Origin of the sequence: Rhodococcus sp. NPDC047139, from assembly GCF_040643435.1 — a bacterium.
Classification (GTDB): Bacteria; Actinomycetota; Actinomycetes; order Mycobacteriales; family Mycobacteriaceae; genus Rhodococcus.
Genome location: NZ_JBEYUH010000019.1, coordinates 42,136 through 59,134, shown reverse-complemented (window position 1 = coordinate 59,134; position 16,999 = coordinate 42,136). Strand labels below are relative to the sequence as shown.

General features: G+C 65.7%; 16 protein-coding genes. 8 read left to right on the top strand and 8 right to left on the bottom strand.

Going from position 1 to position 16,999, the window contains the following annotated elements:
• The first annotated feature begins 60 nt into the window (after nucleotides 1-60).
• The 4 genes from ABZ789_RS20065 (at nucleotide 61) to ABZ789_RS20050 (ending at nucleotide 4,368) form a co-directional block, all read left to right on the top strand.
• Nucleotides 61-1,467 carry a DUF2252 domain-containing protein gene (locus ABZ789_RS20065; protein WP_358427492.1) on the top strand — a complete coding sequence of 469 codons (1,407 nt, stop codon included), beginning with the start codon at nucleotides 61-63 and terminating at the stop codon, nucleotides 1,465-1,467.
• Between the two features lie 158 nt (nucleotides 1,468-1,625).
• Complete coding sequence (locus tag ABZ789_RS20060) at nucleotides 1,626-2,462, top strand: mycofactocin-coupled SDR family oxidoreductase (RefSeq protein WP_358427489.1); 837 nt, start codon at nucleotides 1,626-1,628, stop codon at nucleotides 2,460-2,462.
• Between the two features lie 128 nt (nucleotides 2,463-2,590).
• On the top strand, nucleotides 2,591-3,568 hold the full coding sequence (locus ABZ789_RS20055) for an ATP-binding cassette domain-containing protein (protein WP_358427486.1): 978 nt from the start codon (nucleotides 2,591-2,593) through the stop codon (nucleotides 3,566-3,568).
• On the top strand, nucleotides 3,565-4,368 hold the full coding sequence (locus ABZ789_RS20050) for an ABC transporter permease (protein ID WP_358427483.1): 804 nt from the start codon (nucleotides 3,565-3,567) through the stop codon (nucleotides 4,366-4,368). Before ABZ789_RS20055 ends, ABZ789_RS20050 begins: the two co-directional genes overlap by 4 nt.
• Before the next feature lie 9 nt (nucleotides 4,369-4,377).
• Here the strand turns inward: ABZ789_RS20050 and ABZ789_RS20045 are convergent, their stop codons facing one another.
• From ABZ789_RS20045 to ABZ789_RS20015, 7 genes are all read right to left on the bottom strand, one after another.
• Nucleotides 4,378-4,992: an NAD(P)H-dependent oxidoreductase gene (locus ABZ789_RS20045; RefSeq protein WP_358427480.1), complete on the bottom strand. Its 615-nt coding sequence runs from the start codon at nucleotides 4,990-4,992 to the stop codon at nucleotides 4,378-4,380.
• Nucleotides 4,993-5,049: 57 nt separating this feature from the next.
• On the bottom strand, nucleotides 5,050-6,108 hold the full coding sequence (locus ABZ789_RS20040) for an alpha/beta fold hydrolase (RefSeq protein ID WP_358427477.1): 1,059 nt from the start codon (nucleotides 6,106-6,108) through the stop codon (nucleotides 5,050-5,052).
• Between the two features lie 45 nt (nucleotides 6,109-6,153).
• Entirely contained in the window at nucleotides 6,154-7,899 is a 1,746-nt protein-coding gene (locus tag ABZ789_RS20035; protein ID WP_358427474.1) for a cholesterol oxidase substrate-binding domain-containing protein, read from the bottom strand.
• A 31-nt stretch (nucleotides 7,900-7,930) separates the two neighbouring features.
• On the bottom strand, nucleotides 7,931-8,791 hold the full coding sequence (locus ABZ789_RS20030) for a MaoC/PaaZ C-terminal domain-containing protein (RefSeq protein WP_358427471.1): 861 nt from the start codon (nucleotides 8,789-8,791) through the stop codon (nucleotides 7,931-7,933).
• Nucleotides 8,792-8,831: 40 nt separating this feature from the next.
• Complete coding sequence (kstD, locus tag ABZ789_RS20025) at nucleotides 8,832-10,544, bottom strand: 3-oxosteroid 1-dehydrogenase (protein ID WP_358427468.1); 1,713 nt, start codon at nucleotides 10,542-10,544, stop codon at nucleotides 8,832-8,834.
• Between the two features lie 131 nt (nucleotides 10,545-10,675).
• Nucleotides 10,676-11,038, bottom strand: coding sequence for a hypothetical protein (locus ABZ789_RS20020; RefSeq protein WP_358427465.1), 363 nt, complete (start codon nucleotides 11,036-11,038; stop codon nucleotides 10,676-10,678).
• A gap of 2 nt (nucleotides 11,039-11,040) precedes the next feature.
• Nucleotides 11,041-12,189: a Rieske 2Fe-2S domain-containing protein gene (locus ABZ789_RS20015; protein ID WP_358427463.1), complete on the bottom strand. Its 1,149-nt coding sequence runs from the start codon at nucleotides 12,187-12,189 to the stop codon at nucleotides 11,041-11,043.
• A gap of 190 nt (nucleotides 12,190-12,379) precedes the next feature.
• Here ABZ789_RS20015 and hsaA point away from each other — a divergent pair, with 190 nt between their 5' ends.
• From hsaA to hsaB, 4 genes are read left to right on the top strand one after another with little or no spacing between them, the layout of a single operon-like run.
• Nucleotides 12,380-13,555: a 3-hydroxy-9,10-secoandrosta-1,3,5(10)-triene-9,17-dione monooxygenase oxygenase subunit gene (gene hsaA, locus ABZ789_RS20010; protein ID WP_358427460.1), complete on the top strand. Its 1,176-nt coding sequence runs from the start codon at nucleotides 12,380-12,382 to the stop codon at nucleotides 13,553-13,555.
• A gap of 8 nt (nucleotides 13,556-13,563) precedes the next feature.
• Nucleotides 13,564-14,439: a 4,5:9,10-diseco-3-hydroxy-5,9,17-trioxoandrosta-1(10),2-diene-4-oate hydrolase gene (gene hsaD / locus ABZ789_RS20005; protein WP_358427457.1), complete on the top strand. Its 876-nt coding sequence runs from the start codon at nucleotides 13,564-13,566 to the stop codon at nucleotides 14,437-14,439.
• The gene (hsaC, locus tag ABZ789_RS20000; RefSeq protein WP_358427454.1) at nucleotides 14,440-15,339 is read left to right on the top strand and encodes an iron-dependent extradiol dioxygenase HsaC; all 900 of its coding nucleotides are present in this window, start codon (nucleotides 14,440-14,442) and stop codon (nucleotides 15,337-15,339) included. It abuts the gene before it with no gap.
• Nucleotides 15,339-15,938: a 3-hydroxy-9,10-secoandrosta-1,3,5(10)-triene-9,17-dione monooxygenase reductase subunit gene (gene hsaB / locus ABZ789_RS19995; protein ID WP_358427451.1), complete on the top strand. Its 600-nt coding sequence runs from the start codon at nucleotides 15,339-15,341 to the stop codon at nucleotides 15,936-15,938. The genes hsaC and hsaB overlap by 1 nt, the downstream gene beginning before the upstream one ends.
• Nucleotides 15,939-16,009: 71 nt before the next feature.
• Here the strand turns inward: hsaB and ABZ789_RS19990 are convergent, their stop codons facing one another.
• A complete protein-coding gene (locus ABZ789_RS19990; protein WP_358427448.1) occupies nucleotides 16,010-16,972 on the bottom strand; it encodes a PRC-barrel domain-containing protein in 963 nt (320 codons plus the stop codon).
• Nucleotides 16,973-16,999 lie beyond the last annotated feature (27 nt).

Below are 16,999 nucleotides of genomic sequence, written 5' to 3'. Positions count from 1 at the left end.
CGTCGCCGTGAGGCTGCATACGATGTAGTCACGCCCCGGCGAGATCCACGTGGAGGGCCCGTGTCGGACACGGACGGTCATGTCGTACATCCGACCCGCGAACAGCGGGTGCGGAACGGTCTCGCCGCACGTCGTGTCACCCCGGTCGCTTCGCTCGCCGAGCTCGGAGCATCCTCCCGAGATCCGATCGCGTTGCTCGAGAGACAAGCGCGGTCCCGCGTCCCTCAGCTGGTTCCGGTCCGCTACGGACGCATGACGACGTCGGCGTTCGCGTTCTTCCGCGGTGCCGCGCTGGTGATGGCCGACGATCTTGCACGCACGCCGCACAGCGGTCTGCACACGCAATTGTGCGGCGACGCGCATGCGAGCAATTTCGGACTCTTCGCAACCCCGGAACGCCGAATGGCCTTCGATGTCAACGACTTCGACGAGACTTATCCGGGACCGTTCGAATGGGACGTCAAGCGCCTCACCGCGAGTCTCGAGATCGCGGGGCGGGACAACGGGTTCACAGCGAAGGAACGCCGGCGGATCGTGCGTGCGTGTGTCGCCGAATATCGAGAGACCATGTGCAGGCAGGCGCAACGCGGAAATCTCGCGGTGCGTTACTCCCACCTGGACCCCACGGTGGAGCTGGCGGACTCGGGCGACCGATGGGATGCCGGGATCGAGAAACGTACCCGGAAAGCGCTGGACAAAGCCTCGCGACGCGACAACCTCCAGGCACTGGACAAGTTGACCGTACTCGTCGACGGTCGACGCCGGATCGTCAGCGAGCCGCCACTGATCGTGCCTGTGGAGGAGGTCTTCGCCGATCTCGACGCCGAAGCGATCTACGGCGATCTGCGCCACCGCCTGCGTTCGTACCGGGCGACCTTGCAGTGGGATCGCCGGGTGCTCCTCGAGCAGTTCGAACTGGTCCAGGCGGCGCGGAAAGTAGTGGGAGTGGGGAGCGTCGGAACGCGGGCGTGGATTCTCCTGCTGCGGGGCGTGGACGACGAGGACCCGCTGTTTCTGCAGGCGAAGGAAGCCCAGCCTTCGGTGTTGTCGAACTACATCGACGGTCCTTCGTTCCGGAACGAGGGCGAACGGGTCGTGAACGGTCAGCGGCTGATGCAGTCCGCGAGCGACATCTTCCTCGGCTGGCAACAGGGCCCGGGAGCGGACGGGGTGAGCCGGGATTTCTACATGCGCCAACTTCGCGACGGAAAGGGCTCGGCCGTGATCGAGGACATGGTGCCCAAGGGGATGAAGCTCTACGGGCGGTTGTGCGCCCGGGTTCTCGCCTTCGCGCACGCCCGGGCGGGGGACCGGATCGCGCTCGCGGCCTATCTCGGAACGGACGAGGAGTTCGACGATGCGCTCTCGACGTTCGCCGTGGCGTACGCGGACCGGACGGAGCGAGATCTGCAGGCGCTGCACGACGCGGTGGACCGGGGTCGGGTGAAGGCCAGGTCGGGGCTGTGACCGCGAGGCCGCATGTGCTCGAGTTCTTCCGTGATCGGGCACGGTGACGCCCCGTCGCCAGTGCCCCTCGGAGGAGATTCCGCTGTGCGGGACAGCCGACAGGTGCTCTCGGCACCGCACGGTACAAGTGACGTACACCACGTCGATGGAAGGACGTCATGATGGGCTTCGAGGGCAGGGTCGCATTCGTCACGGGGGCAGCGCGGGGGCAGGGTCGTTCGCATGCAGTCGCCTTCGCCGAGGCGGGGGCGGACCTGGTGCTCTGTGATCGATGCGCCGACTCACCGGTGGTGGGATACCCGCTCGCAACCGAGGCCGACCTTGCGGAGACGGTGCGCCTCGTCGAGGAGACCGGTCGCCGGGTCGTCTCGGCGACGCTCGACACCGCCGACCGCACGGCGATGGATGCGCTCGTCGCCCGCGCCCACGACGAACTGGGTCGAATCGACATCGCGGTCGCGAACGCGGGAGTGTCGGTGGCGGCGCCTGTGCAGCGCATGCCCCAGGAGATGTGGAACGAGGCGATCTCGTCCAATCTCACCGGGGTGTTCAACACCATCGCTGCCGTGGCACCCGGGATGATCGAGCGTGGTTACGGACGTATCGTCACGGTGTCGTCCATGCTCGGCCGGGCCGGCAACACGAACATGGCCGCATATGGGGCGTCGAAGTGGGGCGTCATCGGCCTGACGAAGAGCGCGGCCCTGGACCTCGCGCAGAACGGCATCACCGTCAACGCTGTCGCTCCGGGCAACATCTCCACGCCGATGATCCACAACGACACGCTTTACGGGATGCTCAGGCCCGATCTCGAACATCCGACCGCCGAGGACGTCGCGCCGGTCTTCTCGTCACTGCACGCGCAGCCGGTCCCGTGGCTCGAACCCGCGGAGATCACTCGTGCCGTGCTCTTCTTCGCCGACGAGGCTTCTGCTCATATCTCGGGCACCGTGTTGCCGATCGATGCAGGTAATGCTGCTCGCGTGACGGGCTGAGCAGCCGGAACGGACGCTGGATAGGGGGCTTGTTCGCCCCCGCCGGGTCGTGGCGATGAAAAAAGCGGTCGAATCGTGTCGGTCTCTTCGTGCACACTGTGTTAGCGACCACAGTCAGGGAGAAACTCATGGCCGACGCCATAGTTGCAGAAGGACTCGTAAAGAAGTACGGGCAGGTCAAAGCACTCGACGGTGTCGATCTGCGAGTGCCGGAAGGAACTGTCACCGCGCTGCTCGGACCCAACGGGGCGGGCAAGACCACCATGGTGCGGGTCCTGACGACGCTGCTCGTTCCCGATGCCGGTCACGCGCAGGTGGCGGGATACGACATCCTTACCGAGGGACGGGCGCTCCGTTCCCGGATCGGGGCGTCGGGTCAATACGCAGCGGTCGACGAATATCTCACGGGGTTCGAGAACCTCGAGATGGTCGGCCGCCTGTACCACCTCGGCACCAAACGAAGCCGGGTCCGGGCCCGGGAACTGCTCGAGCAGTTCGATCTCGACGAAGCGGGCGATCGCCCGGTCAAAGGCTATTCCGGTGGTATGCGCCGGCGTCTCGACCTCGCGGGCGCGCTCGTGGCCGATCCTCCCGTGCTCTTCCTCGACGAGCCCACCACCGGCCTCGATCCGCGTGCCCGGCTCGGCTTGTGGGATGTCATCGACACGCTGGTGCAACGCGGCACGACACTGCTGCTGACGACCCAGTACATGGACGAAGCCGAACGTCTCGCCGACGACATCGCGGTAATCGATCGTGGCACGGTCATCGCCCGCGGCACCGCCGACGAACTCAAGAGCCGCGTCGGTGGCGAACGCATCGAACTCGCCGTGGCCGCGGCCGACCAGCGCGACCGAGCGCTCCGTGAACTCGAAGCGGTCGCGTCCGGGGAGATCAGGGTGGAACGCAGTACCGGCCGTTTCACCGTGCCGGTCAAGGCGGATTCCAACGGGGGAACCGACAGTCTCGTAACCACTTTGGGCAAGTTGTCGGCCGCGGGTATCCGGGTCTCCGACGTGGCCCTGAGGAAACCGACGCTCGACGACGTGTTCCTTACTCTGACCGGTCACGGGACGGACGAGAAGATCGAGGAGGCAGTGTCGTGAACACCCTCGAGATGGTGGCCTCCGACGGGCTGACCATTGCCAAGCGCAACATGATCAAGATCAAGCGCGTGCCCGATCTCCTCGTGTTCACCACCCTGTCCCCGATCATGTTCGTGTTGCTCTTCGCCTACGTGTTCGGGAGTGCGATCGAAGTACCCGGTCTGTCGTACCGGGAGTTCCTCATCGCAGGCATCTTCACCCAGACGGTCATCTTCGGATCCACCTGGACGGGCCTGGGCATGGTCGAGGACCTTCAGAAGGGTATCATCGACCGGTTCCGGTCGTTGCCGATGGCGCCGTCCGCGGTGCTGATCGGACGCACGACCACCGACGTACTGATCAATGTGGTCAGCCTCGTGGTGATGTCGTTGACCGGTCTCGTCGTGGGTTGGCGTATCCACACGTCGCTGGGGGAGGCGCTCGCCGGCTACATCCTGCTGTTGCTGTTCGCCTACGCCCTGTCGTGGGTCATGGCCGTGATCGGCATGTGGATTCGTACCCCGGAGGTCTTCAACAACGCGAGTTTCATGGTGATCTTCCCGCTGTCGTTCATCGCGAACACCTTCGTCGACCCTTCGACGATGCCCCCGGTTCTGCGCACCATCGCCGAATGGAATCCCATCTCGGCGCTGACACAGGCGGTGCGGGAGTTGTTCGGCAACACCAATCCCATGGTGCCGCCACCCGATGTCTGGCCTCTGCAGAATGCAGTCCTCGCGTCGCTGCTGTGGACGGCACTGATGCTGATCGTGTTCGTGCCCTTCGCGATTCACAGATATCAGAAAGCCGTCAGCCGCTGAGGCGGATATTCATCCCCGATACGGTGCATACTGCCGCTGACGCAGGAGCTTCGCCAGATGGGTGGCGTTGCGGGCGACGGACTCGGTCGTCGAACGAACCGCCTCGGGTACCTTGTCGAGATCCTTGAAGTCGGTACCCGACATCGCTTCGCCGTTCCAGTAGGTCGAGCCCTGGGCAGGGATCGTGAAACCGATGTCGTTGAGGCTCTGGAACAGATCGGCGACGATCTTGTGGGCTCCGTCCTCGTTGCCGACGACCGCAGCGATGCCGACCTTGCCCACCATGCGGGGTCTGTTCTCGTCGTCGGTATTCGACAACTCGGCGTCGAGTCGCTCGAGAACACGCTGGGCGACGCTCGACATGTGCCCCACCCAGGTCGGTGTCGCCACGACCAGGATATCTGCCGAGGCGATGCGCTCGACGATCTCCGGCCACTGGTCCCCGTCTCCCATATCGGCTTCCACGCCGGGCCGCACGTCGAAGTCGACGACTCTCACCGTCTCGACGCTGACGTCGTGCTCGGACAGAGCGTCGAGGACGTGCGCCACCATCTTGTCGGTGCTCGACTCGGTCGGCGACGGCTTGAGAGTGCAGTTCAAGGCCACGGCATGGAGTGCAGTCATGAGTCGTGGGTACCCGCGCGCCGAGGGGACAATCCCACGAACGTGCGTATCGGGTCGTCAGCGTGCCTGTTCGGCTGCCCAGCCGTCGATCGCCGCCGAGAATTCGAACGAGGTGGGCAGAAGTGCCACCAGATCTGCCGGTCCCGGCTGCAGCGGCCCGAGTTCCTCGAGCCCGTGATTCGCCGTGGTGAAATGCTCGAACCGCAGGTCGGTGTGTGCAAGTGCGGCCCGCAGCGGCTCGACCTGTGCGCAACTGACGTTCGGATCCTTGTCGGAGCAGGTGAGCAGCACCGGGCTGTCGGCGGTCAGCTCTGCGGCGAGTTCGACCGGATCGAGCCTGTCCGCCTCGGAGAGGAACTTGGCGTTCGCGGCGTTCAGACCGAGCTGCGCGATCATCGGATGTACGTCGGCCGGCACGGCGCCCGTGGTCCGCAGCGCGTCGACGGTGCGTGGCAACTCGGCCCGGACCACCTCGGCATCGGCGCCGAGCTGTCCGGAATCGGCGAGTGCGGTGAACTGAGCGGTCAGTAGATCCAGATAGCGCATCGGCAGGGGCGCGAGCAAGGCGAAGCCGCTCCCGATGCCGCGATCGGCGAGGGCGAGGGCGGTCAACGCGCCCTCACTGTGTCCGAGCACGAGGATGTCCTCGGCGGCGACACCTGTGCGCTCGACGAGCAGACGCGCTGCAGCCTCGGCATGATCGACCTGCTCGGTGAAGCCGTACTCGCCGACGGTCTCCGGTGTGTAGCTACCGAGTCCCGTCTCGCCGGCTCCGATCTTGTCGAACCGCAGACTTGCGATGCCGTGGGCGGCGAATGCGTCGGCCGTGCGCACCAGGGTGTCCGAGGCGAAACCGGGTTGATTGCCGTTGCGATCGGTGGGACCGCTGCCCGGAAGCAACAGCGCAGCACCGACAGTCGCATCGTCCGGGACGCGCACACTACCGTGGAAGATCGTGCCGTCGGACGCGAAGGTCGCCGGGACGTCGCTTCCGTTCGCTGTGGCGACCGAACCCGTGTCGGGAAGGGCCGCCGCAGTTCCGGCGAAGGTCGCCTCACCGGAGAGAACCAGCACGGGCACAGCAGCAGCCCCGATCCACCTTCGCGCATTCCGCATGAGGTGGACCCTAGCAAAGGGCTGCGCCGTGCCCGTGTTCTGCGATCAGGGAAGCAACGTGTCGATGAAGGTGTTGCTGAAGACCCGATGCGGATCGAGGCGGTTGTAGACCGCGCGAGCCGAATCCCAGTTCTCTTCCGACGGAACGCCTTCCCGGTAGGTGTCCGGAAGGTCCCGGGTCAGGATCCGCTCGTCGGTGTACGGCAGATCGGGTCCGAACGCCCAGCCCTTGGACCATTCGGGACGGAAGGTGGAGTCACTGCCGTTGTACCGCTGCCGCATCCACTGTTCCATCTCGCGATAGAAGGCGAACATACCGGGAGTTCCCGGGACACCGAGAACGTTGAGCCAGATGGCCGTGTCCCATTCCGGATGGTCGGGGCGGGGACGCGTCGAGGAGATCGTCGGCGGACCGGCCGACGGTACGAGGACCTCGTCCGGTCGGTCCAGTCCGCAGCAACGGATTTCGACCGGACCGTTGAGGGGGAACTGGCCCAGGCTGCGATAGTGCTCGATGCGCTCGGCGAACCAGTGGGCGAAGTCGTGGATGACGTTCGCGACATTGGCGCGGTTGGTGAGTACAGCGCCGCCGCCCTCGGTGAGGCGCAGCGTCGTCGCCTTGATGTAGAACTGCAGATCCTTCGACCAGCCCCAGATGTCGGACGACCCGGTCGCTGCGAGACCGGCCACGGTCACGCCGTAATAGGTCTGTCCGAAGGCCGGCGCGATGGAGGTGTTCCCGGCCGTGATCTGTCCCAGAAGGTCGGTGATCGGTTCGGGGACATTGTCGGAGAACGGGTAGTTGTACGGGCCGGTAACCTCGCGTGAGGCCGGTGGCTTCTCCGGCGCGAGGGACCACACTTTCGTCCACGGGCGCTCCGTGAACGGATACCAGATCGCCTCGGCGCGACCCGCGGAAGCGACGAACGATTCGAAGGTTCGTCCCGGCGCGCCGGCCGGAGAAAACAGTTCCTGCCAGGTGATGTCGGTGAAAGACTGGCACCGCATGCGGTAGTTCGGCCCGGCCTGCAGGGTGACGGAGGTGATGAAGGTGCGGCCGAGGTGAGTGAGCAGCGGCGTTATCTCGGGGTCGGAGCGATCGAAGGTACGCAGCGCGTAGGCATTTCCGTCCCATACGACGGCGGTCAGTTCGGTGATCAGATTGCTCAGTGACCCGAAGGTATGACCGGGGAGTGTGGATTCACCGTCGGCGGGCAGCGCCGCCCCGTGCGCGTTGACGGCCAATGCTCCCGCGATCGACAACACACCGGGAGCGGGCAGGTTCGCGAAGCCGAGGCCGTGATCCTGCAGTGCGGTGGTGATGGCGTCGAGTGTTGCGCCGGGGCCTGCCGTGACGGTCGCAGGTGAGCCACCGGGGTCGACCTGCACCCAGTTGAGATGAAGCATGGTGTCGGCGAGGATCACCCGGTCGACGGGAGCGCCGTTGACGATCGTCAGGGGAGTCCAGCCGTGCATGGCTCCACGAGGGCGAATGGTGTAGCCGTTCGCGTGGGCCCAGTTCACCAGGCGCACCACATCGTCGGGAGTTCGGGGAGCGCAGGTCCAGATCGCGTCCAGCATGATCTCTTTCGACCAGTTCTGGTACGCCTGCTGGTAGAGCTCGATGCCGCCGGGGAAGGCCGGAGGGGTGGGAAGGGTCGCCGCCGAAGACCCGGAGGGGACGGCGTAGACCGGTGTCCAGCCACCGAAGGCGGAGACTGCGAGTGCGCCGGCGCCGGCCGCGAGGAAGCCGCGCCGCGACAGACGCGGCGACGAATCACGAAGTGTCATTGTTTATGTTGCTCTTTCGGAAGGGAGACGTTCACGCCACGGTGAGGACGACGTCGGCGAGGGCAGGAGCGAGGTCGCGCTCGATCACGGCTGCGGTGACGAGTTTGCGTTCTCCGTCGTTCCACACGCGGACCCGAAGTGTTTCGCCGGGGAAGACCACGCCGGCGAAACGGGCCCGGAAGCTTTGTACGCGGGACGCATCCGCGTCCAGCAGTCCGTCGGTGACCGCCTTGCACACGATGCCGTAGGTGCACAGCCCGTGCAGGATGGGCGCGGGAAAACCTGCTGCGGAGGCGAATGCGGGGTCGGAATGGAGCGGGTTCCGATCGCCGCACAGCCGGTACAGCAACGCCTGTTGCGGGAGCGTCGGCACGTCGAACTCGGCATCCGGTGCACGGTCGGGGATCGCCACCGCGTCCGACGGTCCGCGTTCGCCGCCGAATCCACCCTCACCGCGCGCGAAGATGGACGACCGGGCGGTCCACAGGGGGTTACCCTCGAGGTCCTCGGTCACCGACTCCTGAACGACGACTGCGGCTTTGCCCTTGTCCCACACCTCGGCGATCCGGGTGACGGTGCGGCCTTTGCCCGAAGACGGGATGGGTGCATGCACGGTCACCTCCTGGCTCCCGTGTACGACCTTGGCGAGATCGATCTCGATCCCGGGGAACGACACGCGCGGCGGCTCTACCTGGTGGAAGGTCGCGGCGACGGTTGCGAAGGAGGGGAGCACCTGGGGGTCCTTGTCCCGCAGATACCGAAGCTCCCCCTGGTCGGTGGGCCGGGCTCCGGCGCCGATGCCGAGGTTGTAGAGCTGGACATCGGTGCTGCTCCACTCGAATTCGAGGGCGGGCAGTTCGGCTCCGACGGCGACCGAGGGGTCGATGGGCACGGGGCGCTTCCTTTCTTCGGCTCGAACTGGGGAGGGTGGATCACACGGTGTCGGCGGATTCTCGCTGTACCTCGGTCGAGTCCTCACGGGTGCGGTCGAGGATGTCGAGCGCGGCGAGATAGCCGAAGGTCATGGCCGGTCCGATGGTGGCGCCGGGTCCGGCGTAGGTGTGACCCATGACCGGCGAGCTGACGTTGCCGGTCGCGTAGAGGCCGTCGATCACGCTGCCGTCCTCGCGCACGACCCGTCCGTGGACGTCGGTGACGAGGCCGCCCTTGGTGCCGAGATCGCCCGGTACCACCTTGAATGCGTAGAACGGAGCCTTGTCGACGACACCGAGGCTCGGATTCGGCTTGTTGCGCGGATCCCCGTAGTAGTGGTCGTAGTGGGATTCGCCGCGACCGAAGTCGTCGTCCTTTCCGGCGCGCGCGAATCCGTTGAACCGCTGCACAGTCTCGCTGAGGGCGTCGGCGGGTACCCCGATCCTCTCGGCGAGTTCGGCGACGGACCCGGCCTTGACGAGTATCCCGGCCTCGATCCACCGGCGGGGGAAGGGGGTGCGGGGTGTGATGCCGGCGAAGGTGTAGCGGTCGCGATATCGCTGGTCGAGGATCAGCCAGCTGGGAATGTTCTCGCCCGGCCCCTCACCACGTCCGTGCTCGCCGCCGTACATCGCGTGGGTCGCCTCCACGTACGGAGCCGACTCGTTGACGAAGCGTTTGCCCGAGGCATTGACCATGAGGCATCCGGGGAGGCTGCGTTCCGACAATGCGAACCACGGGCCGCCGGTGAGGGTGAAGGACGGTCCCCACCAGGCATCGTCCATGAAATCGACTGCAGCACCCAGCTTCTGGCCGGCGCGGATGCCGTCGCCGGTGTTGGCCTTCGCGCCCACGGTCCATTCGGTGCCGATCGGCTGACGCTGGTACTCCGCGCGCATCTCGGCGTTGTGCTCGAAACCGCCGCTCGCGAGGATCACGCCCTTCCTGGCTCGGATGGTCCGCTTCTCCCCGTCGGCGACGACCTCGACACCGCGGACCGTGCCGTCCTCGATGACGAGGTCGGTCAACGCGGTGTCCAGGAGGAGGGGGACTCCGGCGTCCCGCAGGCCGATTCGCAGGCCGGCCATGAGCGCCTGGCCACGAACGAGCAGGTGCTTTCTGGTGAGATTGGCCCAGACGAATCGGGCGCCGACCCGCGCCGCGCGTAGCGGCCCGCGGGGATTGCGCATGAGGAGATTCAGCCACTTGTAGTCGGCCTGGGTGATGACGAAGTTCTTCGGAGCGCGGGCATAGTCCGGTTCGAGCAGTGCGAGATCCTCGCCGAGTCGCCGCCCGTCGAAAGGTGTGGGTTCGACCGACCGGCCGCCCGGCCTGCCTCCGGGCGCCTCGGGGTAGTAGTCGGAATAGCCCGGTACCCATTGCAGTTCGAGTGCGCTGTTCTTCAGGACGAAGGAGAGCATCTCCGGCCCGCGGTCGATGTAGGTGTCGATCTTCTCGGCGGGCACGTCGTCGCCGATGATGCTGTGGAGGTATTTCCGGGCGTCCTCCGGAGTGTCGTCGACCCCCGCCGCCTTCAGAGCCTCGTTGTTCGGAATCCACACACCGCCGCCCGAACGTGCGCTCGAACCGCCGTATCGTGACGCCTTCTCGATCAGGACCACGTCGGCGCCCTTGCGGGCAGCGGTGATGGCGGCGGTCATTCCGCCGGCACCGCTGCCGACGACAACGATGTCGTACTCCTGCTTCGTCATGTAGAACACGTTATAGAAATGGTGTTGCGGAGTCCATCCCCGAAACGAACCGTCCTCGACGGGAAGAGAAAACGCGACGGCACCGTCGATGGGACGGTGCCGTCGCGCGGAAGATCGCGTTCTCGGGCCGCTTACGGCTCGGGCTTGTCGGCCACGGGAAGAGCTCCGTCGAGCACGGCCTGGTCGATACTCGCGCCGAGTTCCGGGCAGCCCCGGCGCGGCAGGACGGACGAACCCCTGACCGCAGCCGTCTCGCGGAAGGTGGGACAGACGATGTCGGGATCGTCCTGCCATTGCACGCTCGTATGCGACAGGCTGCTCTTCCGCACGAGGACGCAGGTGCCGCATTCACGGCACCGGATCTCGTGCTGCCCGGAGTCGAGATAGTTGATCTTGTCGATCGCTGTCTGGGCTGCGATGGCCTCGGCTCGACCGGGCCATTCGGCGAAGTCCGGGGACTTCGCCCATCTGCTCCGACGGGTCGAGGCGCTCATCGTCACACCTCCGCTTCCTGCTTGCCCTGTTCTTCCTCGCGCTTCTTGCGTTCGAGGTTCTCGGCGACTTCCTTCTGCCAGGCCTCGTTCGCCTTGGCGGTGTCGACCTCGAACTCGAACCGGCCCGTCATCTTGTCGGTCACGTCCGCAACGTCGACGTAGAACTGCTCGTACCAGCGTCGGAGTTGATAGACCGGACCGTCCTCCTCGCAGAGCAGGGGATTCTCGATCTTGGTCTTGTTCTTCCAGATCTCGACGTCCTGCAGGAAGCCCTCGCCGACACCTTCGGTCAACTTGGCTGCGAGGACGTCGGACTGCTCGGCGGACATGCCGGTCGGCCGCTTGACGATGATGCCGTACTGCAGCATGAACGAATCGTGGGTGATGGGGTAGTGGCAGTTGATCAGCACCGATTCGGTCTTGTATCCGCCGTAGCTGTTGGTCAGCGGATTGATCATGTAGGACGGCCCGTAGTAGGCCGCGTAGGACTCGAGGGTCGACTCCATTCCGTACTGCGTCGCCATGCCCTTGTCGGGGCGGCCGCGAGTGTTGAGGTACTGCTCCGCGATGTGCCCGTCGAAGACGTTCTTGAAGAACGTCGGGAACGCGTAGTGGATGTAGAAGAAGTGCGCCATGTCGACGACGTTGTCGATGATCTCTCGGCAGTTGGAGCCTTCGATGAGGATCTGGTGCCAGGTCCAGTCCGTCCATTCGTCGCTGCCGTACTGCTCGATCTCGGGAATCGTGACGTTCTCCGGAGGTGGGTTGCCCTCCGGGTCGTTCCACACGAACAGTTGGCCGTGGCGCTCCATCGTCGTCCATGCCCGTGTGCGTGCGAGCGGCGGGACGCGTCGGGCGTAGGGGATGTCGGTGCACTTGCCGTTGCCGCCCCACCTCCAGTCGTGGAACGGGCACGCCACCGAATCGCCCTTGATCTCCCCCTGGGAGAGGTCGCCGCCCATATGGCGGCAGTAGGCGTCCAGCACCTTCAACTCGCCTGTGCTGTCGACCCACACGACGAGTTTGGTGCCGAAGGCTTCCACGGCATGGGGCTTGCCGTCCTTGAATGTGCGACTGAGTCCGAGGCAATGCCAGCCTCGCGCGAACCGGGTCCGGGTTTCTCCGACGTCGATCTCGCGAATCTGTGCCATGTCCGCTCACTTCCTTCCGGAATTCTCTCTAGAACACGTTATAGAATTTGTCGGACGAGCGAAAGCATTCGATGACTTTGGTCCCTTGCTCGAGATCGTTTACCAGCGCAACTGCCATCTCTCGACACGAATAAGAACATGTTCTAGTCTCGGGAGAAGCGATCAATTCCTGAACAGACGGGAGCGTCCAGTGGGGGACCACGACAGCCACGACGTACTGCAGCGGATCGACGCACTGCTGCCCACGCTGCGCGAACGTGCGCAGGAAGCGGAGAATCTGCGCCGGGTACCCGACGACTCCATCAAGGAGCTCCAGGAGGCCGGATTCTTCAAACTTCTGCAACCGGCGCAGTGGGGCGGATACGAGGCCGATCCGGTCACCTTCTACACCGCTGTACGCAACATCGCGAGTGCGTGCGGGTCGACCGGCTGGGTGTCCGGCATCATCGGCGTCCACAACTGGCACCTCGCGCTCTTCGGTCAGCAGGCGCAGGAAGAGGTCTGGGGTGAGGACACCGACGTCCGGATCTCGTCGTCCTACGCGCCGATGGGCGCCGGCGAGGTCGTCGAGGGCGGATACAAGGTCAACGGCGCGTGGGCCTGGTCGTCCGGATGCGACCACGCGACATGGGTCGTGGTCGGCGGTCCGGTCATCAAGGACGGCAGGCCCGTCGACTTCGGCAGCTTCCTGATCCCGCGTTCGGAATACGAGATCGACGACGTGTGGCACGTCGTCGGTCTCCGCGGTACCGGTTCCAACACGGTGAAGGTGAAGGACGTGTTCGTCCCCACTCACCGCTTCCTGAGCTTCAAGACCATGAACGACCTCGCCTCTCCCGGGCTCGAGCGCAACACCGCACCGGTCTACAAGATGCCTTGGGGCACGATCCATCCCACTACGATCTCCGCGCCGATCGTCGGTATGGCCTACGGTGCGTACGCCGCGCACGTCGAACACCAGGGCAAGCGGGTTCGCGCGGCCTACGCGGGCGAGAAGGCCAAGGACGATCCGTTCGCGAAGGTGCGCATCGCCGAAGCCTCCAGCGACATCGATGCTGCCTGGCGTCAACTGGCGGGCAATGTCGCCGACGAATACGCCCACCTCGTCGCCGGCGAGGAAGTTCCGATGGAACTGCGCCTGCGCGCCCGCCGCGATCAGGTCCGTGCGACCGGTCGTGCCATCACGTCGATCGACCGTCTCTTCGAGAACTCGGGTGCCACCGCGCTCGCCGACGGTACGCCGATCCAGCGTTTCTGGCGCGACGCCCATGCAGGTCGCGTGCACGCCGCCAACGACGCCGAGCGGGCCTACGTGATGTTCGGTGCAGCCGAGTTCGGGCTGCCGCTCACGGACACGATGGTCTAGGAGGGGACGTGACCGCAATCGACGAGATCACCTACGAATCGACCTCGCGTTTCGCGCAGGTCCGCGACGACCTCCGCCTGCACTACCACGAAGCAGGAGTCGGAAACGACACCACGATTGTGCTGCTGCACGGTGGCGGTCCGGGCGCATCGTCGTGGTCGAACTTCGCCAAGAACATTCCGGTTCTCGCCCAGCGGTTCCACGTGCTCGCCGTCGACCAGCCCGGCTACGGCAAATCCGACAAGCCGACCGAGCATCCGCAGTACTTCGTGCACAGTGCGTCCGCCCTGAAGGACCTGCTCGACACCATCGGTATCACCGACCGTGTCCACCTGCTCGGTAATTCCCTCGGTGGTGGTGCCGCCGTGAGGTTCGCGCTCGATCATTCCGACCGGGCGGGCCGGCTGGTCCTGATGGGCCCGGGTGGTCTGAGTGTCAATCTCTTCGCGCCCGACCCCACCGAGGGAGTGAAGAATCTGGGCAAGTTCGCCTACGAGCCCACCCGAGAGAACCTCGAGGCATTCCTGCGGATCATGGTCTTCGACCAGTCGCTCATCACTCCCGAACTGGTCGACGAGCGCTTCGCGTCGGCGAGTTCGCCCGAGTCGCTGGCAGCGGCGAAGGCGATGGGCAAGTCGTTCTCCAGCGCCGAATTCGAGAAGGGGATGCTCTGGCGCGACGCCTACAAGCTTCGTCAGCGGGTACTGCTCATCTGGGGGCGTGAGGACCGCGTGAATCCGCTCGACGGTGCACTCGTCGCCCTGAAGATGATCCCGCGGGCGCAATTGCACGTCTTCGGCGGCTGCGGGCACTGGGCGCAACTCGAGAAGTTCGACGAATTCAACCGACTGACAGTGGATTTCCTCACGGACGGAGTCGAATAGATGAGTATCCGATCACTGGCATATCTCCGGATCGGGGCCACCGACGTCCCCGCGTGGCGCGAGTACGGCCTCAAGGTGCTCGGCATGATCGAGGGCAAGGGCACCGATCCCGAGGCGTTGTACCTCCGGATGGACGACTTCCCCGCCCGGCTGGTGATCGAGCCGCACGAGACCGACAAGCTGCTCGTCTCGGGCTGGGAGACCGCCAACTCGGCGGACCTCCAGCAGGTCCGCGACAATCTCTCGGCTGCGGGTGTCCCGTTCAAGGAGGGCACCGCCGAACAGTTGGCCGACCGCCGCGTCGACGAGATGATCGTCTTCCAGGATCCGTCCGGTAACACCCTCGAGGCTTTCCACGGTGCCGCACTCGAGCATCGCCGTGTGGTGAGCCCGTACGGACACCGGTTCGTCACCGGCGAACAGGGACTCGGACACGTGGTGCTCTCCACGCACGACGACGAGGAATCGCTCCGCTTCTACCGCGATGTGCTCGGCTTCCGTCTGCGCGACTCGATGAGGCTGCCTCCGCAACTCGTCGGCCGTCCTGCCGACGGGAAGCCGGCCTGGCTCCGGTTCTTCGGATGCAATCCGCGCCATCACAGCCTCGCGTTCATGCCCATGCCCACCCCCACGGGCATCGTGCACCTCATGATCGAGGTGGAGAACTCCGACGACGTCGGTCTCGCTCTCGACCGGGCGCTGCGCAAGAAGGTCAAGATGTCGGCGACGTTGGGGCGGCACGTCAACGACAAGATGCTGTCCTTCTACATGAAGACCCCCGGCGGGTTCGACGTCGAATTCGGGTGCGAGGGGCTGCAGGTCGAAGACCAGGACTGGATCGCCCGTGAATCCACGGCTGTGAGTCTGTGGGGTCACGATTTTTCGGTGGGAATGCAGTAATGACCGCCCCGAGCGGTGACGGTGCCCGGACCGACGGCACCGAGATCGACCCGAAGGCCTTCCGCACCGTGCTCGGACAGTTCTGCACGGGCGTCACCGTCATCACGACGGTCGACGAGACCGGCGCTCCCGTGGGCTTCGCGTGCCAGTCGTTCGCGGCATTGTCCCTCGATCCGCCGCTCGTGCTGTTCTGTCCGACCAAGCAGTCGCGGTCGTGGTCCGCAATCGAGCGGTCGGGCAGGTTCTGCGTCAACGTGCTCGCCGAGGAGCAGCAGCAGACCTGTGCCCGTTTCGGCTCCCGCGAACCCGACAAGTTTGCGGACATCGCATGGACGCGGTCGCCGCTGGGCTCACCGATCCTCACCGGATCGCTCGCGCACATCGACTGCACGGTCGAGACCGTGCACGACGGGGGAGACCACTGGGTGGTGTTCGGGCGTGTGTCCTCGCTGAGCGAGGTGCGCGACGAGCAGGAGCGGCCACTGCTCTTCTACCGCGGACAGTACACCGGGATCGAACCGGAGAAGACGACTCCGGCACCGTGGCGCGACGATCTCGAAGCGTTTCTCACCTCCGTCACGGAGGACACCTGGTTGTAGACCGGCACGACGAAGCCGGGGCGGCACACCGAGCGGTGGCCACCCCGGCTTCGTCGTCGTGTGGGCGGAACTCAGGAACGGCCGGCGTCGTCGTCCGGAACCTCCTCGTAGTACTCCGTGGTCACGACGCGACGGACCAGGCGTGGTTTACGCGGCCGCTCGGGGTCGTGCTCACTCCGGGGCGTCGGGCTCTCCGTCTCGGCGTCGTTGCGTGCCGGAGGTGTGAAGTGCGCGGGGCCGGTCGGTCCCGGACCCACGATCTCCTGATCTGCGCCCGAGCCGGGGGCAGCGTGCCGAGCGCTGTCCGCGCCGGGGTGTGCTGCCCCGGTCGGCGCAGACGGCGCAGACGGCGCAGACGGCGCGGACGGTGTCGACCCGGTATGCCCGGGCATGGAGTGCTCGAGTGATTCGTCCCGTTGCCCTTCGCTCGGCCGGTAGTCGCCGGCGATCCCCTCTCGGGCGAAGTCGGGACTGGGCGCGTGCGACTGCCCCGGCGTGGGCGTATTCGTGGGTGGAGTCGCCGTGGCGTGCTGCTCGGACGCGTGTGGTGCTCCCGTCTCACCACCGGGACGATCGGCACCCGGTATACCACTGACGAGTCCGCCACCTCCGGCGCCGGCGCGATCGTGGGAGGCTCCGGCTTCGGAGACGCCTCGGTCTCCGGTGCCGGTGATTCCGCTTTCATCGGCGGAACCGACCGGGACGTCTCCCGCAGGATCACCCCCGGCCCGGCGGTAGTAGCGATACAGTTCGTCTTCCTCGAGCGGAGTCAGTTCGCCGTTCTCGTCGACGTTCGGCGCACCGGTGATGGTGTCCTTGTCGTAGGGCAGGCGCACTCCCGTGCTGTCGAGCACAGCCTCGTCGATGGGGGCGAAGTGCCGGCGTGTCCCGAACAGGCCCGTGACGACGGTGATCCATGCGGGCCGGCCCGAGTCGTTGTCCAGATACACCTCTCCGACGCGTCCGAGTTTGTCACCGTCGGGACCGTATGCGGTGGCGCGAGCGAGGGTGTCGATGTCGTCGTTGCTGATCATGATGTCCTCATCCGTGGGGAGATGCCG